Source organism: Nocardia acidivorans NBRC 108247, assembly GCF_001625085.1.
GTDB lineage: Bacteria > Actinomycetota > Actinomycetes > Mycobacteriales > Mycobacteriaceae > Nocardia > Nocardia acidivorans.
This window is the reverse complement of sequence record NZ_BDAW01000003.1, coordinates 15,691-38,993: the sequence shown is the minus strand read 5'-3', so window position 1 is coordinate 38,993 and position 23,303 is coordinate 15,691. Positions and strand designations below refer to the sequence as shown.

Genomic DNA, 23,303 nt, shown 5'->3' with positions numbered 1-23,303 from the left:
TCTCGAATTCGGGTGGACGAATTGTCTCGTGGGTCAGCGGAAGTCGCGGGAGCGGGCCTCGATGCGCAGGTTCATGCGCTGGAGATGGTCGGCCACGACGGTGACCGCGCCTTCGGCGTTCTGGACTCGGCCCCGGATGAGCAGGGCCGGGGCGGATTGGGCCAGGCGGCGGAAGCGAGCCCAAAGACCCACGGAGCAGACCACATTGACCATGCCGGTCTCGTCCTCCAGGTTGAGGAAGGTGACGCCCGCGGCGGTGGCGGGACGCTGCCGGTGGGTTACCGCGCCGCCCACCAGGACCCTGGTGCCGTCCCGGATTCCGAGCAGCTGGGCGGCGGGGATGACGCCGAGGGCGTCGAGTTGGGGGCGCAGGAATTCGGTGGGATAGCTGCCGGGCGAGACGCCGGTGGCCCAGACGTCGGCGGCGGCCAGTTCCAGGGCGCTCATACCGGGCAGGGCGGGGGCGTCCACGGCCGCACCGGTGCCGGGCAGACGGTCGGGGCGTTCGCCCGCGGCCGCTCCGGCCGCCCAGAGTGCCTCGCGGCGGGTGCCGCCGAGACTGCCGATCGCGCCCGCGGTGGCGAGTGACTCCGCTTGCGGCACAGTCAGTTCCACGCGGCCGGTGAGATCCAGGAATGAGGTGTACGGTCCGGCGGCACGGGCGGCGACGATCTGTTCGGCCAGTTCGACGCCGATACCGCGCACCGCGGCCAGACCCAGCCGGATCTGCATCCCCCGCGCCTCCAGGGTCGCCTCCGCCAGACTGTGATTGATATCCGGGCCGTGCACCACCACCCCGTGCCGCCGGGCATCGGCCACCAGCGATTGCGGGGAGTAGAAACCCATCGGCTGGGCACGCAGCAGACCCGCGCAGAACGCCGCCGGATGATGCAGTTTGAACCAGGAGGAATAGAACACCAGCGAGGCGAAACTCTGCGAATGACTCTCCGGGAAGCCGAAATTCGCGAAGGCGTACACCTTCTCGTAGATGCGGTCGGCGATCTCACCGGTAATGCCGTGCAACTCGCGCATACCGTCGTAGAAGCGTTCGCGCAGCCGCTCCATCTTCTCCGTGGAGCGCTTGGAGCCCATGGCGCGGCGCAGCTGATCGGCCTCGGCGGCGGAGAAACCGGCGATATCCACGGCCATCTGCATGAGCTGCTCCTGGAACAGTGGGATGCCCAGCGTGCGTTCGAGCGAATTCTCCAGTGCCGGATGGTCATAGGTCACCTCCTCGCGCCCATTGCGGCGGCGAATATAGGGGTGCACCGAACCACCCTGAATGGGTCCGGGGCGGATCAGCGCCACCTCCACCACCAGGTCGTAGAAGTCGCGCGGCTTCAGACGCGGCAAAGTCGCCATCTGCGCCCGGGATTCGACCTGGAAGACACCGACCGAATCGGCGCGGCACAGCATGTCGTACACGGCGGATTCGGTCAGATCCAGGCGATGCAGCTCCACGACCTCGCCTTTGTGCTCGCGCACCAGGTCGATCATGTAGTGCAGCGCCGACAGCATGCCGAGTCCGAGCAGATCGAACTTCACCAAACCCGCCGCGGCACAGTCGTCCTTATCCCATTGCAGGACACTGCGACCGGGCATGCGCGCCCACTCGGTGGGGCACACATCGGCGATGGGGCGATCGCAGATCACCATGCCTCCGGAGTGAATGCCCAAATGCCTTGGCAGGCCCTCCAATTCACCGGCCAGCCCGAGCACGTCGGCCGGAATATCGGTGTGCTCCTCCTCGGCGACACCGGTCCAGCGGCTCACCTGTTTACTCCAGGCATCCTGCTGCCCGGGTGAAAACCCCAGTGCGCGAGCGGCATCGCGCACCGCGGAGCGCCCGCGATAGGTGATCACATTGGCGACCTGCGCGGCGTACTCGCGCCCGTATTTGGTGTAGACGTGCTGGATCGCCTCCTCCCGCCGATCCGATTCGATATCCACATCGATATCGGGCGGGCCGTCCCGCTCCGGCGACAGGAACCGCTCGAACAGCAGTTTGTTCGCGACCGGATCCACATTGGTGATGCCGATGGCATAGCAGACCGCCGAATTCGCGGCCGAACCCCGCCCCTGACACAGAATGTCATGGGTGTGGCAGAAGTCGACGATATCGTGCACGACCAGGAAGTAGCCCGGAAACTTCAGCCGCGCTATCACTTCCAGCTCATGGTCGAGTTGTTGATACGCCTTCGGATTGCCCGCGCGGGGGCCATAGCGGCGCGCCGCACCGCGCATGGTGAGCTCCCACAGCCAGGAGTCCTCGTCATGCCCCGCGGGCACATCGAACGGCGGCAGCTGCGGTGCGATCAGCCGCAGATCGAAGGCGCATTCGCGCGCCAGCGCGGCGGCATTGGCGACCGCGCGCGGATGTTCGGCGAACAATCGCGCCATCTCGGCTCCGGAGCGCAGATGCGCGCCTCCGGTCGGGGGCAGCCATCCCGCCATCTCGTCCAGACTGGAGCGCGCGCGTATGGCGGCCAGCGCCATGGCCCGCCGCCGCTGCGGTGGCGCGGCGAAATGCGCTCCGGTGGTTGCCAATACGGGTAACCCGATCCGATCCGCGAGCGCGATGAGCCGCGCGTTGCGCTCATCGTCCTCCGGAATCCCGTGGTGGGTCAGCTCCACGCTCACGTGCTCGCGCCCGAACCGTTCGACCAGCTCCCGCAGCGCGGCCTCGGCCGCCGCATCGCCCTGCGTGAGCGCCTGCCGCACAGTGCCTTTGCGGCATCCGGTGAGCACCTGCCAGTGCCCGCCCGCCGCCTCGGTGAGCCGATCCAAGTCGTATCGCAGAATCCCCTTCTCCCCCGCCGCCATATGCGCCGCCGCCATCTCCCGCGACAACCGCCGATACCCCTCCTGCCCCCGTGCCAGGATGAGCAGATGCGGCCCGACCGGATCCGGCGCACCGGTGCGCGGGGCGGAATCCGACCATGCCCCTTCACCGAAAGTGCTCGCGCCCTTGCCGATTCGGCTACCGCCTGCCCCCACACTCCGCCCCGCGGCTCCGCTCTCAGCACTGCCGCCTGTTCGGGCCGTAGCCTCGGCGAACGTCTCGGCGGCCGGGTCGGCATCCCCGTGTCGGCCCCGTCCCCGCACGCCTCGCGGTGCGAGGTGCGCACTCGCCCGGGCGGCGGCGCCGAGGGAGAGTTCCGCGCCGAAGACGGTGGGCATACCCCATTCGCGGGCGGCCTCGGCGAAGCGCACCACCCCGTAGAAGCCGTCGTGGTCGGTGAGGGCCAGGGCCTCGAGTCCGAGGCGGACCGCCTCCTCGACCAACTCCTCGGGCGGACTCGCGCCGTCGAGAAAGCTGTAGGCGGAGTGGGTGTGCAGTTCCGCGTAGGGGACGGTGGGGCCTTCGACGCGGGCGAGAGATCCGGCCTCGTACTTCTCCCGCTTGCGGGACCAGGCGGGGCTGTCGCCGCCATCGCCCTCGATCCGCCGGGCGGGATCGGGCCGGCCGGAGAGCACGCGCTCCAACTCCGCCCAGGTAGGCGGACCGTTATGCCAGCCCACGACCCCTCCTTCGTCTCGATCGCCACGGCAAATCGAACATACATTCGATCTTTCTCGGCAGTATAGGAGATCCAACCGAACGGTCTATAAAAAGCTGCCCCGGCGCGCCCTCGGAGATTCACCGCCCACTCCTGGCACCGGAACTTACTTAGGAGTAAGTTCTAGGCAATTCGATCTGCAAGGGAGCAGTGATGACCGATACCTCGGGTTACCTGGCCCGTCGGCGCGCCCGCCGCGACCTGACCGGCAAGCACATTGTCATAACCGGCGCGTCCTCCGGCATCGGCCGCTCGGCCGCCGTGGCCGCCGCCGACAAGGGTGCGGTCGTACTCCTACTCGCCCGCCGCGGCGAGGAGCTCGCCGCCGTGGTCGATGAGATCAAGGCCGCGGGCGGCGAGGCGCACGGCTACCAGTGCGATGTCACCGACGCCGATTCGGTGGACGCGGTGATCACGCTCATCCTGGCCCAGCACGGCCATGTCGACATGCTGGTCAACAATGCCGGCCGCTCCATCCGCCGCGCCGTGCACCGCTCCACCGACCGCATGCACGATTTCGAACGGACCATGGCGGTCAACTACTTCGGCGCGGTGCGCATGACCCTGGCGCTGCTGCCGCAGATGCGCGAGCGCAAATTCGGGCACATCGTGAACATCTCCAGCGCCGGCGTCCAGGTCGCCACCCCGCGCTTCGCCGCCTATCTGGCGAGCAAGGCCGCACTGGACAAGTTCGCCGAGGTGACCGCGGCCGAAATGTTCTCCGACAACATCACTTTCACCACCATCCACATGCCGCTGGTGCGCACCCCCATGATCACGCCCAGCGGCGATCAGGGCACCTCCACCCAATCACCGGAGTGGGCGGCCGCGACCATTGTGCGCGCGCTCAGCGAACGACCGCGCCGCATCGACGTCCCCCTGGGCACCATCGCCGAATACGGCACCCTGATCGCACCCGGCATCAAGGAGCGGGTGCTGCACCGCTACTACCGCGCCATCCCGGATTCGCCCGCCGCCAAGGGCGAAGCGGTGGTCGAACCGGAGACCGAGGAGGTGGAGATCGTGGTGCCGCAACGGCATCGGCGTTCGACTCCCCCGGCGTTGCGGGTGACCCGGACGGCGCTGCGCCGCGCCGCGCGCCTGGTACCCGGCACACACTGGTAAACCTTCGGCAACCCAAAGATCTCGAATCGATTCCCCGGCAACGCCTTCCCGCTCCCGCAGCGCGGAAGGCGTTGCCATCGGCGCACTTCCGCGCGCGCGGAGGCGATGGACGCGCTAACGTCACGATCGAAAACACGTTAGTTTCTGTTTAATCGAAGGTGGGGGCAACTCACGTGACGCACGAAGTGGTCGAGAAGGTCAAGGCACTGCTACCGGATCTGCGCGAACGCGCGCAGGAAGTCGAGGATCAGGGCCAGATCTCCGACGCCGGCATCAAAGCGCTGCAGGACACCGGATTCTTCAAGCTCATGCAACCGACCCAATGGGGCGGATACGCGGCCGAGCCCGTGGTCCTGTACGACTGCGTCCGGCTGCTCGCGAGCGCCTGCTCCTCCACCGGCTGGGTGGCAAGCATTGTGGGCGTGCACAATTGGCATCTCGCACTCTTCGATCAGCAGGCGCAGCAGGATGTCTGGGGCGAGGACACCGAGGTGCGGATCAGCTCCTCCTACGCGCCGATGGGCTCGGGCACCAAGGTCGAGGGCGGCTATCTCGTCAAGGGCTCCTGGGCCTTCTCCTCCGGCAGCGCGCACGCGGACTGGGCCTTCGTCGGCGGTCTGGTGATGATCGACGGCAATCCCGCCGACTTCGGCACCTTCCTCATTCCGCGCGCCGACTACACCATCGACGAGACCTGGAATGTGATCGGCCTGGCCGGAACCGGCTCCAACACCCTCGTGGTGCAGGACGTGTTCGTACCCGAACACCGCTTCCTGTCATTCCTGGTCATGAACGAGTTCGCCGCCCCCGGCGCGAAAGTCAATACCGAACCGCTGTACCGGATGCCGTGGGGCACCATCATGCCCACCACCATCTCGGCCCCCGTGGTGGGCATGGCGCAGGGCGCGTACGCCGCCTTCGTCGAGCATCAGGGCAAGCGGGTGCGCGCGGCCTTCCTCGGTGAGAACGCCAAGGACGATCCGTTCATCAAGGTGCGGGTGGCCGAGGCCGCCAGCGAGATCGACGCCGCCTGGCGTCAACTCGTCGGCAATCTGCGGGACGAATGGGAACTGGTGCTGGCCGGTGCGGAGATCCCGATGGATCTGCGCATGGCCGCCCGCCGCGATCAGGTCCGCGCCACCCAGCGCTCGGTCGGCGCCATCGATCAGCTCTTCGCCGCCTCCGGCGCCACCGCGCTCGTGAAAGGCACTCCGCTACAGCGCTTCTGGCGTGATGCGCACGCCGCCCGGGTACACGCCACCAATGACGCCGAACGCGCCTACGTCATGTTCGGCGATCACACCTTCGGCCTGCCCGGGGTTCCCGGCATGGTGTGATCGCGGACATCCGCTCCGCCGGGGCCCGGAAATCCTTGCCGGAGCCCCCGCGGCCCCCGCCGGGGCGAGAGCAGCACCACCCGGCTACACCGGTCCGTCCTCCTCGGTGAGCAGCGGACCGCCCGCCGATCGACTCCGCGCTGCGTGACGCGCTCACCGCGATCACCCTGCGCTAACGCTCAGGACAGCGGCCGGACCTGATCCGCGACCACGGCGGTGGCGGGTTTGGGCCCGGCGGCACAGCTGGCCTGGCGCGGGGCGTAGGCGACGGTGCGGGCGGTGACCAGCCAGCGGCGGCCATCACGATGGGTGACGGTCGCGGCGCCCGCGCAGGTGGCGGGCTCCCTCGCGGTGGCACTGTCGATGTCGGTGGATTCGACGGTGAGATCGTCGACGCGGACCGCCGCATCGGAGTCACCGGCGGTCGGTCGCACGGCCTCGGCCGTATAGGTCGCATCGCTGATCAGTTGGCGGACAGCGACTTCCGCCACCTGTTCGACCGGGGTGTAGCAGCTGCGGCCGCGGAACCCGGTCAGGGAGACCTCGCCGCGGTCGGCGGCCGCGACCATGGCCAGCGCCGAATCCGCTTCCAGGCGACCGTAGGTCAGGCCGGTCGGGAGCTGGACGACCGCGGGCGCGAAGCGGTGACCGCCGGTGTGCGAGCACTCCCAGACCCGATCGGGGTAGCGCTCGGCCAGGGTCGCGGCTATGGGGCGGCCGAGCAGCGCACAGCACTGATCGCGTTTTCCGTGCGCGCACACCAGGATCAGCGGATCATCCACGCGCACACCGATTCCCGGTGCGGGACCGTTGAGCAGATGCAGATCAAAATCCAGCAGCTCTTTCAGGTCGGCGATCTCGAATCGTTCGCACCACGATCCCTGCGGTCGCGAGCTGGCGATGAGAACCGTTCGCACACCGTTGAATTCATTGCGCCCCGGGCGGCGAATGAGGGTCGGGCGCACCTGCGCGGCCTTGGTGCGGGCGGCCAGATCGGCGGTGATCTCCGGACCCAGCACCTCATCGCCGATCACATCGCGTCCCCACGCGCCGGGTTGTTCCACGCACAGCCAGCCGGTGATGCGCGTCGCGCTGCCGGGGAGCGGAATCTCCAGCGCGGCAGCCGAACACGACAGTCCGTCGAAGCTCATAGCGGCTGTCCGTCGGCGAGTTTGCGAATCAACTGCTCCAACCGGCGCGCCCGGGTCTCCGGGCGGACGGCGCTGCCGAGGTGGTAGCCGACTGCGATGCGCGATTGCATGGGCAGGGTTTCGAAGAAGGCCGCCGCCTCGGGATGCCGGGCCAGCGCGGCCAGGAAATCCTCCGGCAGTTCCCGGCCGGAGGCGTTCTCCCAGCGGCCGTCGGCCTTGGCACGATCGATCTCGGCCTGCCCGGCCGGATGCATGAGACCCTGCTCGATCAACTCCGCGACCAAACCCTGATTGCGTTGCGACCAGGGGCTGCGACGGCGGCGCGGGGTGAATCCGACGAGATAGAACTCCTCGTCCAGGGTCCGCGCCTGACTGTCGATCCAGCCGAAGCACAGCGCCTGGCGCAGTGCGGCGGAGTGGTCCAGCGTGCGGTAGCCGGAGCCCTTCTTGGCGAATTTCAGCCAAATGCCGTCCACGGCGGCGTGATTGGCAGTCAGCCAGTCCCGAAACGACTGCTCATCGGCGAAGAACAGGGTAGGACGCTCGAGTGCGGACACCGTCTCACTGTAGATTCCGCCCGAACCGCCGGTGTTCGGTGCCCGGAAAACGCAATATGTCCAATTACCTACGAGACGTTCTCACTGCCCCAGGAACGGCAGTACGGCGGCCTCGAACTCGTGATACCGATCGCGATGAATGCTGTGCCCGCAGCCGAACGCCCGCACCGTGCAGTCCGGCACGGCGGCCGCCATCGACTCCAGCTTGACCGGATCGACCATCCCGCCCGGCCCGCCGCGCAGGAACAGGGTCGGCGCGGTGATCTCGGCCAGCCCCTCCCACCACTCCGGATACGGTTTGCGGAACTGCTCCAGCGCCACACCCGTCATGGACCGATCGAAGGCGAGCACCGCCCGCGGATGCCGCAGCAGACTGGTGGTGGCATGCCACAGCTCCGGCACCGACGGCAGCCGCCGGGTGAAGGTCACCTGCTCATCCCCCGAACGCAGCGGTAACGGCTGCTCCTCGATCACCAACCGGCGCACCAGCTCCGGCCGCTCCATCGCCGCCCACGACACCGCGTAGCCGCCCAGCGAATGCCCGATCAGATCCACCCGATCCAGCCCGAGCCGATCACAGAGCCGCAGGATGTCCGCCCCGAACTCGGGAAAGCGATACGAATCGGTATGCGCGCTGCGCCCATGCCCCCGCAGATCCGGAATGATCACCCGCCGCCCCTGCCGCACCAGCCGCGCCGCGAACCGATCCCAGGTATGCCCGTCCCCGCCCATCCCGTGCACCAGCAGCACCGGCACGGTGTGCGCCGCCCCCGCCCCGGAATCCCGATAGGCGATCAGCACGTCCCCGAACGCCTCGCGCGCAACCGTCAACTCCACGATCAACCAGCGTACGGACCCGCCCCGAGGCCCGCCGCAGGGTGTGCCGATCGCCATAGCGACCGGTCAGGCGATCACCGGGAACACCACGGGTTCCCGATGACCGATGCCCGGGGTCATTCGTAGAGGCCCTCGACGTGCCAGGTGAGGTCGTAGCCGAGCAGCAGCAGGACCCGTTTGTCCTGGTCCAACTGCACCTGGGCGCGGGCGGCGAAACCGTGCTGGACCCGATGGCTCCACCAGCGGTCGTCCAGCGGCCAGGGTCCGGCCCAGCCGACCAGCTGCCAGGAACGGCGGCCCCAGTGCAGTCGCGCCGGATCGGCGGTGAAGAGACCGCGGTCGGTGACCCAGATGGGCGTGCCATCGGCATCCTCCAGGCGGACCTCGGGATGGGTCGCCCACACCACGGTCGGCGCGGGTTCGGGGAGACGGCCCGGCCAGGGCTGGGCCGGATCGGCGGCGGGGACCGGCTCCTCGCCGAGCGGGACCAGGGTGACGCGTTCGGCCGGGCCGCGACCGCCGCTGAGGACACCGAGCCGGACGGCATCACCGCCGAGCAGGCCCTGGACACGGAGCAGCGCGCGGCGGGCGCGCTCCTCGTCCTCGCCGACGCCGCCCCACAGGCCCAATTGCAGCGCACCCGCCGAGACCACCTCGATCGGCTCCAGCCGCAGCAGGGTGATCGGATCGTTCGGGGCGTCGTCCCACTCCGGAATCTCCGGTGCGCCGGGGGAATCCCGGCGCGCACGACGGGCACGATCCAGCGAGCGCCGGGTGAGCCAGCCGTCGAGCTGCCAGCGCACCCGGTCGGCGGTGCTGTCGGGGGCGAGGGGTTCGGCGCAGCGCCAGATCCGCGAGAAGTGTTCACCCGATTCGGTTTCCGCGTGAATCTCCAGACGGGTACAGGCCACCGACGCCGCGGCCAGCGCCTCGTGCAGGCGGGTGGCGAGCAGGCGACCGGCGAAGGCCGCCGCATCCACCCGCTCTATCGGTGGGTCGCAACGGTATTCGACGGTGAGATCGGGGGCCGGGGTCTGCGCCGAGGGCGGCCGCTCGGGTTCGGCGCGGGAACAGCGGTGCGCGGCAATGGCATCAGAACCGAAGCGGGAGGTGACCTCCGCCGGGGTCAGGGCGGCGAAATCACCGATCCGCCGCAAACCCAGGCGGTGCAGCAGATCCACCAGCTCGGCGCGCCGCGGCGGCGCCAGCGCGGGCTCCACCGACAACTCCGAGACCGGTAGCGGGGCAAGGAATTCCGCGCCCGTGCCGGTCGGGACGATGGCGGCGCGGCGGGCCGCCAGCACGGCGGTGGAGAGTTCGTCGGCGATACCGATCTGACACTCCACGCCGACCGCCGCCACCGCGTCCACCAATCGCTCCGCCGCGAGCTCCTCGGACCCGAAGAACCGCGCCGCACCGCGCGCGGACAGCGCCAGCAGTCCGGGCCGCAGCACCTCCACCCCGGGCACCGTGGCGTCCACGGCCGCCACCACCGGTTCGAACAGGCGCGCGTCCCGATCCGGATCCTCCTGCGCCACCAGTAATTCCGGGCAGCGTCCCTGCGCCTCCCGCTTGGTCAGCCCGCGCCGGATCCCCTCCGCCCGCGCCAGCGCCGAACACGCCACCACCCGATTCGCCGCGAGCACCGCCACCGGCCGCGTCACCGGCGCACCCGCCTCGGCGGCCGCGGCCACGGCGGGCCAATCCGGGCACCACAGCGCCACCACCCGCCGCGTCTTCACAGCGGACGGTCAGGAGACGGCATGGCGGGTGAACGGTTCGGCCGCATCGTGATTCGCGGCCACGGTCTGCCGGGTGTCCACCCACTCGACCCGGCCATCGCCCGGACAGAGCGTGAGATGCCCCGTACGCGGCTGCGCGGAGCGACTGTGCACCGAGACATTCAGCAGTACGGTGCGCAATCGGCCACAGCCGCGCCCCAGCCCGGAATAGCCGGTGACCTCGGCATCGATCCGCAGCACCGGACCCGCCCAGGAACCACCGGTCACCACCAGCGTGGCGCCCTTACTGCGTGCCTTCGCGGTGAGCACCCGGGTGCGCGATATGGGTATGGAAGCCCCATTCAGGCCCAGGACAACCAGATCCAGACCGTCCAGCAAAACCGAGGCAACCTCCAGCGGGTCGGAGCCCGGATCGGCGACGACCGCCAGCCGATCCAATCGGGCGCCCATCTCCGCCGCGGCCAGCAAGCCGAGCCGGGGCATACCCACCACCGCGGCGTACGCGCCGGACCCCGTCACCGCGGCCAGCAAACCCGAGAGCAGTGAGTGCGCACCGCGGTACAGCACCACCGAACCCTTCGCCAAACCGCCTTCGGGCAAAAGACTTTCGAGTACCGGGGGCACCGGCAGCGCCTCCCGTCGCAGCGATTCGGTGAGCGCTCGCGTGTCTTCCCCAAGCCCGCGCAACGCACCGTCCGGCCGCTCCCGCACCCCCGGTGGCGCACCCGGCACCGGGGGCAGCGGCCGGGGCGGCGCACCCACCGCCGCCGGCCTGCGCGCGGCCGTCTCCGCACCGCGCGCCGGAATCGCCGCCATTCGCCGCCGCAGCTCCGCGAGCTGCGCCTGTTTCGCCTCCGCCGCACCCATCTATGGACCACCTCTCCCAACCGATGTCCGAGCCCGACGAGACAGCACCGATCCAGCTACCTATCTTAATCGAATATATGTTCGATTCATGCACAGTAGAACTCGAGTGTCGGCGCGCGTCAAGAGGCAGTGGCGCAAACCTCGAGCTTCGAAGCAGGCCAGTCAGGATGGTTTTCCGCTACCCTGCACCCGTGACCGAACGCGCCCGTCCCATCGTCGGCCCCGATTACCTCGTGGCCGGTCGCTACCGCCTGCAATCCAAGCTCGGCGGCGGTGGCATGGGCGCGGTATGGCTGGCCACCGACCGGCTGCTGCACCGCGATGTCGCCATCAAACAGGTGCTCACCACCGCCGGACTCAGCGAGGACGAGGCGCGCGAGGTGCGCCAGCGCATCATGCACGAGGGCCGGGTCGCGGCCAAGCTCTCACACGAGCACGCCATCGCCGTCTACGACGTGGTGCTCGAGGCCGGTGAACCCTGGCTGGTCATGGAATATCTGCCCTCTCGCAGTGTGGCCAAAGCACTTTCGCTGGCCAACGCGCTCCCGCCCATCGAGGTGGCACAGATCGGCGCGCAGGTCGCCGACGCGCTCGCCACCGCGCACGCGGCGGGCATCGTGCACCGCGATATCAAGCCCGGCAATATCCTCGTCGCCGATCGCGGGGACGAGGTCGGCATGGTCAAGCTCAGCGACTTCGGCATCTCCAGCGGTGCGGGCGATGCCACCGACGATCCCGGCGACGTCATCACCGGCACACCCGCCTACCTGCCGCCGGAGGTCGCGCGCGGCACCCAGCCCAGCGCCGCCAGCGACGTATTCTCGCTCGGCGCAACGCTGTACACCGCCATCGAGGGGCAGCCGCCCTACGGCTTCCACGAGGACAGCGATGTGATCGTGGAGCGCGCCGCCATGGCGCAGATCATTCCGCCGCAGCGCAGCGGACCGCTCACCAGCGTGCTGCTGCACATGATGGAGCCCGCACCGCAGCGCCGCCCCACCATGGCCGAGGCGCGCAATGAAATCCTCACCGCCGCATTCGGTCCCGGCACCGCGCCCTATATTCTCGGCGCACCCGTCCGCACCGACGACGGCACCATTCCGGCCTGGGCGGCCCGCAACTCCGCCGCCGGACTGCGCAGCCCGAACTCCAGCCCGCTGCCCCGGCCGCAGCGCAACAATGCCGCGACGGCCACCGCGCCACCACCGAAGTCGAAGACCACGTCGTTCGACTTCGCCAAACTCGGCCCCAATGCCGGACCCCTCGCGGTGGCGATCGGCCTGCTCATCGGCCTGCTGATCATCATCGTGGTCTTGGTGGCGCTCTAGTCGATTCGGCGGCGGTGTGCCCAGCGGGTGAGGGCATTCCGGTTGGACTGCTGGGTCTTTCGCAGCACGTTCGAGGCGTGGGTTTCCACGGTCTTCACCGAGATGAAGAGGTTCTCGGCGATCTCGCGGTAGGTGTAGCCGCGCGCGAGCAGGCGCAGCACCTCCAACTCGCGCGGGGTCAGCGAATCCAGCTCCGGATCCAGGGGCGGCTCGGGGACCGGGGACTTACCGGTGAACGAATCGAGCACGAAACCGGCCAGGCGCGGACTGAATACGGCATCGCCCCCGGACACCCGGCGAATGCCGTCCGCCAGTTCGGGACCCGAGATGGTCTTGGTGACATAGCCGCGCGCACCCGCGCGAATCACCGCGATCACATCCTCGGCGGCATCGGAGACGCTCAGCGCCAAGCACACCGGCCCCGTCTCGATCCCCTGCAGCACCGCTACACCGCCGCCATCGGGCATGTGCACATCGAGCAGCACCACATCCGGTGCGGTCGCCTTGATTCCGGCAATGGCCTCGGCCACCCCGCCGGCCTCGCCGACCACCTCCATATCGGATTCGCGACTCAGCTCGGCCCGCACCCCGGACCGGAACACCGCGTGATCATCGACCAGAAAGACCCGGACGCTCAACAACATCTCCTCATTCGGTGGTAGCTCCATCACCCTCGTGATTCTCCTGCTGCACCACTATGCGCTCGTCCGCACCATCCTTGCGCGGCATGATGATTCGCACCTCGGTACCGCGCCCCGGGGTGGACAGGATCTCCACCTTGCCGCCGCGGCGCTCGATGCGGGCGCGAATCGAGCGCGTCAGACCCTGCCGATCGGATTCGACCGCGTTCACATCGAAACCCTTACCGCGATCACGCACGAACACACTCACCTGATGCGGTTCCACCTCGGCGAACAGATCGATGGCGGGCACCTCGGCATGTTTGGCGGCATTCACCAGCGCCTCCCGCGACGCACCCAGCACCGCGGTGAAATGCTCCTTGGGCAAGCCGATTCCGCTGTCGTCCACATCCATGGAGACATCGCCGACCGTCACCGGCGTCACCTTCACCCCGTGCTGATCCTCCACCTCACCGGAGATGATGCGCAGCGCCGCCGCCAGACTCGACTCGGCCGGACCGGCATCGTCGAACAGCCATTTGCGCAACTCGCGCTCCTGACTGCGCGCCAGCCGCACCACCTCGTGCGGATCCTCGGCCTGCCGCTGGATCAGCGCGAGGGTCTGCAAAACCGAATCGTGCAGATGCGAGGCGATCTCCTCGCGCTCGTCATTGCGAATGCGCGCCGCCCGTTCATCATTGAGCGCGCGCACCATGCGCAGCCACAGCGGCACCGTGAGCAGTCCGGCCCCGACCAGCGTCACCGCCACCGCCAGCAGCGCCGAACCCATCGAACTCCAGTTGACCCGGGCCAGCACCACCACACCCAGCCCGACCACGATGAGCGTGGCCCCGCCGACAATGCGCGCCCAGGTGACCACCGACGGCCGCGCGGGCAGTCCGATGACCGATCTCGGTCCGTCCGCGTCGAATTCGCGCCACACCAGCGCCGCACCGATGGCGACCACGATGATCGGGCCCACCACATGCGCGGCCGTCCCGCTGAACAACCACGACATGCCCACCGAGAGCGCCAAACCCAGCAGCACCAGGCCGACCGCCTGCCGCCGCTCCGAGGAGGACGGGCGCACCTCGTCGCCACCGCCGGGCGTGAAGATCCACAGCATGCCGTAGACGACGACGCCCGCCCCGAGCAGACCGGACAGCAGCACGAACGCGATGCGCACCTTGAGCACATCGATGCCGAGATGATCGGCGAGCCCGCCCGCCACCCCGCCGACCACCCGGCCGCCCGAACGCCGCACCAGCTTCGGCGGCTGCGCACCGCCGCCCGTATCGAGGGACCCGCGCGCGGGATCGAGCGCCCCGCGGGCAGGGTCGAACAGGGGTGCGGACGGATACATGCCTCCGATACTGGCATGCGGCTCCGACGGGCGACATCAGGAAACACCCCGATTCCGGCCCTGAGACCACGTTTCGCCCGGTCCGGCCGGGAAAGCGGGGCTGAACTGGTCGGATATCGGTCCGGAGCGTGAGGGCGCGCCGAGGGCTCCGGCGACGGCAGCCTCGCCTACCCGATGAACAAGGATTTCCACCTCGATGTCACCGGCTGCGGCGGCCAACTCACGCTGCGGCCCTACACCGTCATCACCGCCGGCTCCGACGGTGACGGCGGCAGCGGCGCGGTCTACGGCGACCTGATCACGCTATGCCCATTTCCCGCCCCCGACAGGCAAGTCAGGTCCACTTTCAGGGTGTTCCCCGATGCGCCCGGACCCGGCTCACAACCACCATGGATCCCATGACGAGAACGAGCGACTGGTCCAGGGGCACCGGGCGTGCCGGATTCGCGGAACAGATTCACCAAATGTGGCAGACCCGCCCGCTGCGCCTGCCCCAGCACGGGCCGATCGCCGGGGTCGCCGCCGGATTCGGCCGCCGCTACAACGTGGACCCGGTGCTGATCCGTGTCGCTTTCGTGGTGTCGACGCTGTTCGGCGGCGCGGGCATCGTGCTCTACCTGCTCGGCTGGCTGCTGCTCAACCAGGCCGGCGACCAGTCCTCGGCGGCGGAGTCGCTCTTCGGCAGGGGGCAGAGCTCGCAGACCTCATCCAAGACCATCGTGCTGCTGGTGGCGCTGGGCATCGCCGTCAGCACCATGGGCCCGGTCGGGGTCGGCCTCGGCGGATCCGGTGTGGTGAGCTTCGGACTCATGCTGGCCGGCTGGTGGCTGCTGCATCAGCGCCAGCCCGAACCACCGATCGGCTATCTGGAGCAGGCGGGTGAGACCGCCCTCGGCGGCTTTCCGGGCACCACTTCGCCGTTCTGGACCGGATATCCGGGCACCACAGCGCCTTTCGACGGCTACGGGCCGTACACCAAACTGCCCGACAGCTACGTGCCGGACCCGGATCAGCGGCGGGCGGCCAAGGCTCCCACGGAAGTCCTCGCCACCCAGCCGGTTTCGGAGGCCGAGCAACCCGCCGACGCGGACACCGTCGTGCTGACCAAGCAGGACACCGCGTCCGGAACCGAAGCCGCTGCGGCACCGGCGATCTCGCCAACCGACAACGCCACCGTAGTGCTGAGCAAAAGCCTCGCACCGGCGGATTCGGTAGCCGACGCCGAGCGGACCGATACCTCATCGGACACCGGCACGGCCGTGGAGAAGGCCCCGGAGCACACACCCGCGGAGCGCGGAGAGCCTGCCCTGCACCGCATTCCGGTCATGAGCGAACGCCCGTCCTTCGCCTACGGTCCCGCACCGATCTCCCCCGACTTCGGCCCGACCCCGCCCGGCTGGGACCCCTTCGCGGTCGCACCGCTGGCCTGGGATCTACCCGAACCCGTTCCGGCACAGGCGACTCCGGTGGTGCAGACCCCCGAGCGCAAACCTCGCTCCCGGCTGACACCGGTCGTCATCGGCCTCTCACTGCTGGCCGCGGCGGCGGCCGGGGCCGCGGCGGCGGCGGGCGTGGAGTGGATGACCCCGGGCCGGATCGGCGCGGCCGCGCTGGCGGTGCTCGCCCTCGGCCTGATCATCGGCGCGTTCCTGCGCCGCGGCTACGGCCTGATGGTGCTGCTGGCCCCGCTCGCCGGATTCGTCATCCTGTCCTCGCTCATCGGCCCGATCCAATTCGATCAGGGCGCGGTGGGTGATCGTTCCTGGAGCGCGGCCGCGGGCACCGAACTACTGCCCGAATACCACGTCTCCATGGGCTCGGCGACCCTGGATCTGAGCAAATTGGCGCTCACCGAGGATCACGCCACCAAAGTGTCGGTGCGGATGGGCGACGCGCGGGTGATCCTGCCGCCGAATCTACGGGTGAACACCATCTGCACGGTGCGCCTGGGTGATTCGAATTGTGCGAGCGGAATGTCCGGTCCGGCAACGGGTCCGGTCCTGAATCTGACCGTCGATGTGCAGATGGGCAATGCGGAGGTGCAGCGTGGCTGAGCAGAAGAATCGTCGTCCCTCGTTCTCACTGCTGCTGGCGGGCCTGCTCGGACTGGGCGTGAGCGTCTGGGCCTTCATCGGCCCCAGCTCCTGGCCGGTCTCCGAGGGTATTTCGCTCGGCTGGATTGTCGTGATCGCGGCGATCGTTGTCGGAATCGTGCTTGTTCTGTCCCCCACGAAGAAGAGAGACTAGTCCCCGCGCTGCCCCACCTCGCCGGAGCAGCGCACCCGCCTTCGAGGACTGCCCTCCGAGAAGGCCGAAGGCCCCCTCACCACCGCGGTGAGGGGGCCTTCGTTTGTCCGGAAAGTCACGCGCGCGACCGGCGTCGCTCCCGGCTCACTCCCATTCGATGGTGCCCGGCGGCTTGCTCGTCACGTCCAGCACCACGCGGTTGACCTCCGCCACCTCATTGGTGATGCGGGTGGAGATGCGCTCCAGGGCCTCGTACGGCAGGCGGGTCCAGTCCGCGGTCATGGCGTCTTCGCTGGAGACCGGGCGCAGCACGATCGGATGACCGTAGGTGCGGCCGTCACCCTGCACGCCGACACTGCGCACATCCGCGAGCAGCACGACCGGGCACTGCCAGATCTGCTTGTCCAGACCGGCGGCCGTAAGCTCTTCGCGCGCAATGGCATCGGCCTGGCGCAGCAGGTCCAGGCGGTCCCGGGTGACCTCACCGATAATGCGGATGGCCAGACCCGGGCCCGGGAAGGGCTGGCGGGCAACGATTTCCTCGGGCAGGCCGAGTTCGCGGCCGACGGCGCGGACCTCGTCCTTGAACAGCAGGCGCAGCGGCTCGACCAGATCGAATTCCAGATCGTCCGGCAGGCCGCCGACATTGTGGTGGCTCTTGATATTCGCGGTGCCGGTGCCGCCGCCGGACTCGACCACATCCGGGTAGAGGGTGCCCTGCACCAGGTACTCGACCTTGGTTTCGCCCTGTTCGCCGACCACCTCGGAGACCGCGTCCTCGAACGACCGGATGAACTCCCGGCCGATGATCTTGCGCTTCTCCTCCGGATCGGTGACGCCCTTCAGCTCACCCAGGAACTTGTCCACCGCGTCGACGGTCACCAGCTTCGCGCCGGTCGCGGCGACGAAATCGCGCTGCACCTGCTCGCGCTCACCCGCGCGCAACAGACCGTGATCGACGAAGACACAGGTCAGCTTGTCGCCGATGGCGCGCTGCACCAGTGCGGCCGCGACCGCGGAGTCGACGCCACCGGACAGACCACAGATGGCATGCCCGTCACCGACCTGCTCGCGCACCTGCTTGATCAGCGCGTCGGCGATATTGGAGGGCGTCCACGCGGCCGGAATACCGGCGATCTCGTGCAGGAAGCGGCTCAGAATCTGCTGGCCGTGCGGCGAATGCAGCACCTCGGGGTGGTACTGGACACCGGCCAGGCGGCGCTCCAGATTCTCGAAGGCCGCGACCGGCGCACCCGCGGAGGTGCCGGTCACCTCGAAACCGGCGGGGGCATCGGTGACCGCGTCACCGTGGCTCATCCACACCGGCTGCCGGGTCGGCAGACCGCCGTGCAGCACACCGCCGTCCACACTCAACTCGGTGCGCCCGTACTCGCGGGTCCCGGTGTGCGCGACCGTGCCACCGAGCGCCTGCGCCATAGCCTGGAAGCCGTAGCAGATACCGAACACCGGCACATCGAGATCGAACAGCCGCGGATCCAGCTGCGGCGCACCCTCGGCATACACGCTGGACGGACCACCGGAGAGAATCACGGCGAGCGGCTGGCGCTCCGCGATCTCCTCGACAGTGGCGGTATGCGGCACCACCTCGGAGTACACACTCGCCTCGCGCACCCGGCGCGCGATCAACTGCGCGTACTGCGCACCGAAGTCGACAACAAGGACTGGTCGCTGGGTATCTGCCACCCGATCAGTCTAAAGAGCGACACAGAACACACCGGACCCGCCCGGCCCGAGATCGATTGCAGTGTCTGCCGAGATCAATTGCCGTGTCCGGAGAGCGCATAGAGCCTTCCGGCCCCACGCGGCCGGGAACTCCGACCCGTACTGCCGGGCCGACAACCACCGAGGGTGACAAAGCAAAGGTTTTTGTCAGAGGTTCTGGCTATCGTGTACTGCGTGCCATTCGCCCGTGCGATCGATGCCGAGATCCACTACGAGGACAGCGGAGGCGAGGGGCCGGTACTGCTGCTGGGGCACGAATTCCTCATGGACAGAACAATGTTCAACTCGCAGCGGGCGGCATTGACACCGGAATTCCGGTTGGTCACCTGGGATGCCCGCGGACACGGCGACACCCGTGACGAGGGGCTGCCGTTCACGTACTGGACCTGCGCCCGCGACGCCCTCACCGTGCTGGATCAGCTAGGCGTGGAAAAGGCGGTGCTGGGCGGGATTTCGCAGGGCGGCTTCATCGCGCTGCGCACCGCGCTGCTGGCTCCCGAACGCGTCTCGGCACTGGTGCTGGTCAGCACCGAAGCGCATGAACCGACCAGCGCCGAACTCGCCAATGCCCGCCGCTTCCTGGACAAATGGCATGAGGACGCGGTCCGTCCCGCACTGGCGAACCATCTCGCGCACTCCCTCATCGGCGAGGACGAAGGGCATAGATCGTTCTGGGTCCGCCGCTGGCTGACCCGCGACGCGCACGCCACCGAGGTGGCCGCGGGCGCCCTGCTCACCCGCGACTGCCTGCTCGACCGACTAGCCGAAATCACCTGCCCCACTTTGGTTATCCACCCCACCCGCTCCGGCATCCCCCGCGCGCACGCCCGCGAACTGGCCGACCGCCTCCCCGACGCCCGCTACCTCGAAATCGAGGGTGCCCGCCAAACCGTCAGCATGACCCACCCGCTCCCGGTCAATATCGCCATCCAGGACTTCCTCCGCGACAACGTCATCCCCAGAGCGGTCACTTCGCCCCGCGTCCGCACGGGTGAGACCCCCGTCTCCCGCAAAGCCGAACAGTAGAAACGAGATTCGACCCGAACACGACTTCGCCCCCTGCCGCACACCATTGCGGGCGCGTGGACAGGGGGCGAGGAGTCTGCGCTCTATGCGCGAATGTTCAAGCCGACCTTCTGGAACTCCTTGAGATCGGAGTAACCGGTCTTGGCCATCGCACGGCGCAGGCCGCCAACGAGATTCAGCGAACCGAACGGATCGTTGGAGGGTCCGTCCAGGACCTGGGTGAGGGGCACGCGCTCCTCGTCGATGGCGTACGGCAGCAGCGCGCCACGCGGCACCGAGGGGTGCGCGGCGGCGGACGGCCAGTACCAGCCCGCGCCCGGAGCCTCCTGCGCCAGGGACAGCGGAACGCCGAGCATGACCGCGTCCGCACCGCAGGCGATGGCCTTGGCGATATGCCCCGAGGTCAGCGTCTCGCCGTCGGCGATGACATGGACGTACCGGCCGCCGGTCTCATCCAGGTAATCGCGGCGCGCGGCGGCGGCGTCGGCGATGGCGGTGGCCATCGGAACCCGAATGCCGAGCACCTCATTGGTGGTGGTCGCACCCTGCATGGAGCCGTAGCCCACGATCACACCGGCCGCGCCGGTGCGCATCAGATGCAGGGCGGTGCGGTGATCGCTCACACCACCGGCCACGACCGGCACATCCAATTCGGCGATGAAGGTCTTCAGGTTCAGCGGTTCGCCGTCGCCGACATGCTCGGCGGAGATGATGGTGCCGTGCACCACCAGCAGATCGATTCCGGCCTGCACCAGACTCGGGGTCAGCGCCCGCGCGTTCTGCGGGCTGACCCGCACCGCGGTGGTCACACCCGCGGCGCGCACCTCGGCGACCGCGGCGGCGAGCAGTTCGGGCTGCATCGGCGCGGCGTGCAACTGCTGCAGCAGCTGCACCGCGGCCTCGGTGCCCTCCTTCTCGGCGACATCGGCGAGCTGCTGAATCCGGGCCTCGACATCGGCGTGCCGGGCCCACAGCCCCTCACCGTTGATCACACCGAGCCCACCGGCCTTGCCGAGCTCGATGGCGAAGCGCGGGGACACCAGCGCATCGGTCGGATGCGCCAGGAACGGAATCTCGAAGCGGTAGGCGTCGAGCTGCCACGCCACGGACACCTGCTTCGACGAACGAGTCCGCCGGGACGGCACGATGTCGATATCGTCCAGTTCGTAGGTGCGCCGGGCGGTCCGGCCCATGCCGATCTCGACCATATCGCGCATAGCGAGTCCTCCTGTGTTTGATTGCCTCCGCTTCGCTCCGGCGGATTCGCGGCCCCTAAGTCTCACTTCTTCCCGCCCTCCGCTCCCGCGCTTCGCTCCCCCGCTCCACTCAGTCCAGAAGCGAGACGGGCCGCGAATCTTGCGGGGTCATGACTTGCGGAGCGGGTGGAGATTGTTGGGGCGTGCGAACTATCGCGGAGGTGCCGGAGGGCAAGGATGAGCGGGAATCAGGCTCGGGTGGTGTAGTTGGGTGCCTCGACGGTCATGGTGATGTCGTGCGGATGCGACTCCTTCAGACCCGCCGCCGTGATCTGAACGAACTGCGCCGCCTGCAGATCCGCGATGGTCTGCGCGCCGGTGTAACCCATGGCCGCGCGGACACCGCCCACCAGCTGATGGATCACCTGGTCCAGCGGACCGCGGAACGGCACCCGGCCCTCGATGCCCTCGGGCACCAGCTTCTTCTCGGACAGCACATCGTCCTGGAAGTAGCGGTCCTTGGAATACGACTTGGCCTCACCGCGACTCTGCATGGCGCCGAGCGAACCCATACCGCGGTAGCTCTTGAACTGCTTGCCGCCCACCAGGATCAGATCACCCGGGGATTCGGCGGTGCCCGCCAGCAGCGAACCCAGCATGACGGTCGACGCACCGGCGGCGATCGCCTTGGCGATATCGCCGGAGTACTGCACACCACCGTCGGCGATGACCGGCACACCGTGCGGACGGCACGCGGCGGTCGCCTCCAGAATGGCTGTGATCTGCGGCGCACCGACACCGGCGACCACGCGGGTGGTGCAGATGGAACCGGGACCGACGCCGACCTTCACCGCGTCCACGCCCGCCTCGACCAGCGCCAGCGCACCCGCACGCGTCGCCACATTGCCGCCGACGATCTGCACGCGATCGCCGACCTCGGCCTTGACCTTGGCGACCATCTGCAGCACGCCCGCCTGATGGCCGTGCGCGGTATCGACCACGAGCACATCGACGCCGACATCGGCCAGGGTCATGGCGCGCGCCCAGGCATCCTCGCCGACGCCGACCGCCGCGCCCACCAGCAGGCGGCCGTCGCGGTCCTTGGTGGCGTTCGGATACTGCTCGGTCTTGACGAAGTCCTTGACGGTGATCAGCCCGCGCAGCTTGCCGTTGCCGTCCACGATGGGCAGCTTCTCCACCTTGTGGCGGCGCAGCAGACCCAGCGCGGCCTCGGCGGTGACACCCTCCTGCGCGGTGATCAGCGGGGCCTTGGTCATGATCTCGGCGACCGGGCGGTTCTGATCCACCTCGAAGCGCATATCCCGATTGGTGATGATGCCGACCAGCTGGCCCGCCTCATCCACCACGGGCAGACCGGAGATGCGGTAGCGCGCGCACATGGCGTCGACCTCGCCGAGCGTATCGGTCGGCCGACAGGTCACCGGATCGGTCACCATGCCCGCCTCGGACCGCTTGACGGTCTCGGCCTGCGCGGCCTGCGCCTCCACCGACAGATTGCGGTGCAGCACACCCATACCGCCCGCGCGCGCCATGGCGATGGCCATCCGCGCCTCGGTGACGGTATCCATGGCGGAGCTCACCAGCGGCGTGCGCAGTGAGATGTCCCGCGTGAGACGGCTGGAGGTGTCGACCGCACTCGGAATCAGATCCGAGGCGGCGGGCAGCAACAGCACATCATCGAAGGTGAGGCCGAGCATTGCGATCTTGTTCGGATCGTCGCCACCCGTATGAGGGCGGCCGGCGTTTCGTTCGCCCGTAACGGGACTGCTCATCGGATCGACCCCTCCTGGAGCTCGGCACAGTCCCCCGGCCCGGATCCCGGCGGACGACTGGATGAATGACAATGCCGGCGTTCACCACCCGGCCTTTGGTCAACCATGGTATCCGGCGCATAATTTCTTCCGGCAGCCACGCCCGGCCGCCGTGATGTCCCTCAATCGAGGCCAGCGATGTCCCGGAATGCCCGGTGTGCGTTTCAACACCAGCGAAGTGAGGGCAAATACTCAACAGCGCTGGCGCAAGCACCCTCTTTCTGCGTACCGTGGGACTGTGCGTGACCATCTACCACCTGGCTTGCCGCCGGATCCATTCGCCGGAGATCCCTCCGACCCGTCGGCCGCGCTCGATGCCATCGAGCCGGGGGAACCGCTGGATCCTCACGAGCGCCTAGCGGTCGAGGAGGATCTCGCCGACCTCGCGGTATATGAGGCGTTGCTGGCCCACCGCGGTATCCGCGGACTCGTGGTCAGCTGCGAGGACTGCCGACAGGACCATTACCACGATTGGGATATGTTGCGCGCCAACCTCCTCCAGCTATTGGTGGATGGCACGGTGCGCCCCCATGAGCCCGCCTACGACCCGACCCCCGAGGCGTACGTCACCTGGGATTACTGTCGCGGTTATGCCGATGCCTCGATGAACGAGGCGCTGCACGGCGACGGGTTCGACGGGTTCGACATCTAGAACCGAAATCGGGCCCGCGTTCCTGTGGAACGCGGGCCCTTTTCTCGGGTACGAAAAAGCCGACTCCATGTGGGTCGGCCATTTATTTATGCCTGTAGCTCTCTTCGGCTCACTCGGCGA

Annotated in this window: 19 protein-coding genes; 8 read left to right on the top strand and 11 right to left on the bottom strand. The window is 68.5% G+C overall.

Annotated features, from left to right (window positions below; genetic code table 11):
• Positions 1-33 precede the first annotated feature (33 nt).
• Positions 34-3,522, bottom strand: a complete 3,489-nt coding sequence (locus NA10_RS00750) for an error-prone DNA polymerase (RefSeq protein WP_067561920.1) — start codon at positions 3,520-3,522, stop codon at positions 34-36.
• Between the two features lie 191 nt (positions 3,523-3,713).
• Here NA10_RS00750 and NA10_RS00745 point away from each other — a divergent pair, with 191 nt between their 5' ends.
• Complete coding sequence (locus NA10_RS00745) at positions 3,714-4,685, top strand: SDR family NAD(P)-dependent oxidoreductase (RefSeq protein ID WP_067561918.1); 972 nt, start codon at positions 3,714-3,716, stop codon at positions 4,683-4,685.
• A 173-nt stretch (positions 4,686-4,858) separates the two neighbouring features.
• Positions 4,859-6,022 (top strand): 3-hydroxy-9,10-secoandrosta-1,3,5(10)-triene-9,17-dione monooxygenase oxygenase subunit, encoded by a 1,164-nt coding sequence (hsaA, locus tag NA10_RS00740; protein ID WP_067561915.1) that lies wholly within the window; start codon positions 4,859-4,861, stop codon positions 6,020-6,022.
• Positions 6,023-6,201: 179 nt separating this feature from the next.
• Here the strand turns inward: hsaA and NA10_RS00735 are convergent, their stop codons facing one another.
• From NA10_RS00735 to imuA', 5 genes are all read right to left on the bottom strand, one after another.
• Entirely contained in the window at positions 6,202-7,173 is a 972-nt protein-coding gene (locus tag NA10_RS00735; RefSeq protein WP_067561913.1) for a ferredoxin family protein, read from the bottom strand.
• Positions 7,170-7,730, bottom strand: coding sequence for a YdeI/OmpD-associated family protein (locus NA10_RS00730; RefSeq protein WP_067561910.1), 561 nt, complete (start codon positions 7,728-7,730; stop codon positions 7,170-7,172). Before NA10_RS00730 ends, NA10_RS00735 begins: the two co-directional genes overlap by 4 nt.
• A gap of 81 nt (positions 7,731-7,811) precedes the next feature.
• Entirely contained in the window at positions 7,812-8,567 is a 756-nt protein-coding gene (locus NA10_RS00725) for an alpha/beta fold hydrolase (RefSeq protein ID WP_067561968.1), read from the bottom strand.
• A gap of 116 nt (positions 8,568-8,683) precedes the next feature.
• Positions 8,684-10,309, bottom strand: coding sequence for a DNA polymerase Y family protein (locus tag NA10_RS00720; RefSeq protein WP_067561907.1), 1,626 nt, complete (start codon positions 10,307-10,309; stop codon positions 8,684-8,686).
• Between the two features lie 9 nt (positions 10,310-10,318).
• The gene (gene imuA', locus NA10_RS00715) at positions 10,319-11,176 is read right to left on the bottom strand and encodes a DnaE2-dependent mutagenesis accessory factor ImuA' (protein WP_067561905.1); all 858 of its coding nucleotides are present in this window, start codon (positions 11,174-11,176) and stop codon (positions 10,319-10,321) included.
• A gap of 167 nt (positions 11,177-11,343) precedes the next feature.
• On the opposite strand from imuA', the gene NA10_RS00710 reads away from it, so the two are divergent.
• Positions 11,344-12,504, top strand: coding sequence for a serine/threonine-protein kinase (locus NA10_RS00710; protein WP_067561902.1), 1,161 nt, complete (start codon positions 11,344-11,346; stop codon positions 12,502-12,504).
• Here the strand turns inward: NA10_RS00710 and NA10_RS00705 are convergent.
• On the bottom strand, positions 12,501-13,148 hold the full coding sequence (locus tag NA10_RS00705) for a response regulator (protein WP_067561899.1): 648 nt from the start codon (positions 13,146-13,148) through the stop codon (positions 12,501-12,503). The genes NA10_RS00710 and NA10_RS00705 overlap by 4 nt on opposite strands.
• 4 nt (positions 13,149-13,152) lie before the next feature.
• Positions 13,153-14,487, bottom strand: coding sequence for an ATP-binding protein (locus tag NA10_RS00700; RefSeq protein ID WP_067561896.1), 1,335 nt, complete (start codon positions 14,485-14,487; stop codon positions 13,153-13,155).
• Positions 14,488-14,661: 174 nt separating this feature from the next.
• On the opposite strand from NA10_RS00700, the gene NA10_RS36320 reads away from it, so the two are divergent.
• Genes NA10_RS36320 through NA10_RS00690 form a run of 3 tightly spaced genes read left to right on the top strand, consistent with a single transcriptional unit; the run spans position 14,662 to position 16,734 of the window.
• Positions 14,662-14,889: an MspA family porin gene (locus NA10_RS36320; RefSeq protein ID WP_157555916.1), complete on the top strand. Its 228-nt coding sequence runs from the start codon at positions 14,662-14,664 to the stop codon at positions 14,887-14,889.
• Positions 14,886-16,541, top strand: coding sequence for a PspC domain-containing protein (locus tag NA10_RS00695; protein ID WP_157555914.1), 1,656 nt, complete (start codon positions 14,886-14,888; stop codon positions 16,539-16,541). The genes NA10_RS36320 and NA10_RS00695 overlap by 4 nt, the downstream gene beginning before the upstream one ends.
• A complete protein-coding gene (locus NA10_RS00690) occupies positions 16,534-16,734 on the top strand; it encodes a hypothetical protein (protein WP_245676934.1) in 201 nt (66 codons plus the stop codon). Before NA10_RS00695 ends, NA10_RS00690 begins: the two co-directional genes overlap by 8 nt.
• 144 nt (positions 16,735-16,878) lie before the next feature.
• Here NA10_RS00690 and guaA read toward each other — a convergent pair whose 3' ends face one another.
• Positions 16,879-18,438, bottom strand: a complete 1,560-nt coding sequence (gene guaA / locus NA10_RS00685) for a glutamine-hydrolyzing GMP synthase (RefSeq protein WP_067561888.1) — start codon at positions 18,436-18,438, stop codon at positions 16,879-16,881.
• A gap of 213 nt (positions 18,439-18,651) precedes the next feature.
• On the opposite strand from guaA, the gene NA10_RS00680 reads away from it, so the two are divergent.
• Positions 18,652-19,503 carry an alpha/beta fold hydrolase gene (locus tag NA10_RS00680; RefSeq protein WP_067561886.1) on the top strand — a complete coding sequence of 284 codons (852 nt, stop codon included), beginning with the start codon at positions 18,652-18,654 and terminating at the stop codon, positions 19,501-19,503.
• A gap of 83 nt (positions 19,504-19,586) precedes the next feature.
• Here the strand turns inward: NA10_RS00680 and NA10_RS00675 are convergent, their stop codons facing one another.
• Positions 19,587-20,720 carry a GuaB3 family IMP dehydrogenase-related protein gene (locus tag NA10_RS00675; protein ID WP_067561883.1) on the bottom strand — a complete coding sequence of 378 codons (1,134 nt, stop codon included), beginning with the start codon at positions 20,718-20,720 and terminating at the stop codon, positions 19,587-19,589.
• A 227-nt stretch (positions 20,721-20,947) separates the two neighbouring features.
• Complete coding sequence (gene guaB, locus NA10_RS00670; RefSeq protein WP_084514179.1) at positions 20,948-22,492, bottom strand: IMP dehydrogenase; 1,545 nt, start codon at positions 22,490-22,492, stop codon at positions 20,948-20,950.
• A gap of 277 nt (positions 22,493-22,769) precedes the next feature.
• On the opposite strand from guaB, the gene NA10_RS00665 reads away from it, so the two are divergent.
• A complete protein-coding gene (locus NA10_RS00665; protein ID WP_067561879.1) occupies positions 22,770-23,183 on the top strand; it encodes a DUF5319 domain-containing protein in 414 nt (137 codons plus the stop codon).
• Positions 23,184-23,303: the final 120 nt, after the last annotated feature.

Coding starts and splice junctions, on each gene's coding strand:
- guaB (WP_084514179.1), bottom strand. CDS start 22,492: ATGAGCAGTCCCGTTACGGGCGAACGAAACGCCGGCCGCCCTCATACG.
- imuA' (WP_067561905.1), bottom strand. CDS start 11,176: ATGGGTGCGGCGGAGGCGAAACAGGCGCAGCTCGCGGAGCTGCGGCGG.
- NA10_RS00745 (WP_067561918.1), top strand. CDS start 3,714: ATGACCGATACCTCGGGTTACCTGGCCCGTCGGCGCGCCCGCCGCGAC.
- NA10_RS00675 (WP_067561883.1), bottom strand. CDS start 20,720: ATGCGCGATATGGTCGAGATCGGCATGGGCCGGACCGCCCGGCGCACC.
- NA10_RS00735 (WP_067561913.1), bottom strand. CDS start 7,173: ATGAGCTTCGACGGACTGTCGTGTTCGGCTGCCGCGCTGGAGATTCCG.
- NA10_RS00705 (WP_067561899.1), bottom strand. CDS start 13,148: ATGTTGTTGAGCGTCCGGGTCTTTCTGGTCGATGATCACGCGGTGTTC.
- NA10_RS00710 (WP_067561902.1), top strand. CDS start 11,344: ATGGTTTTCCGCTACCCTGCACCCGTGACCGAACGCGCCCGTCCCATC.
- NA10_RS00695 (WP_157555914.1), top strand. CDS start 14,886: ATGACGAGAACGAGCGACTGGTCCAGGGGCACCGGGCGTGCCGGATTC.
- NA10_RS36320 (WP_157555916.1), top strand. CDS start 14,662: ATGAACAAGGATTTCCACCTCGATGTCACCGGCTGCGGCGGCCAACTC.
- NA10_RS00700 (WP_067561896.1), bottom strand. CDS start 14,487: ATGTATCCGTCCGCACCCCTGTTCGACCCTGCCCGCGGGGCGCTCGAT.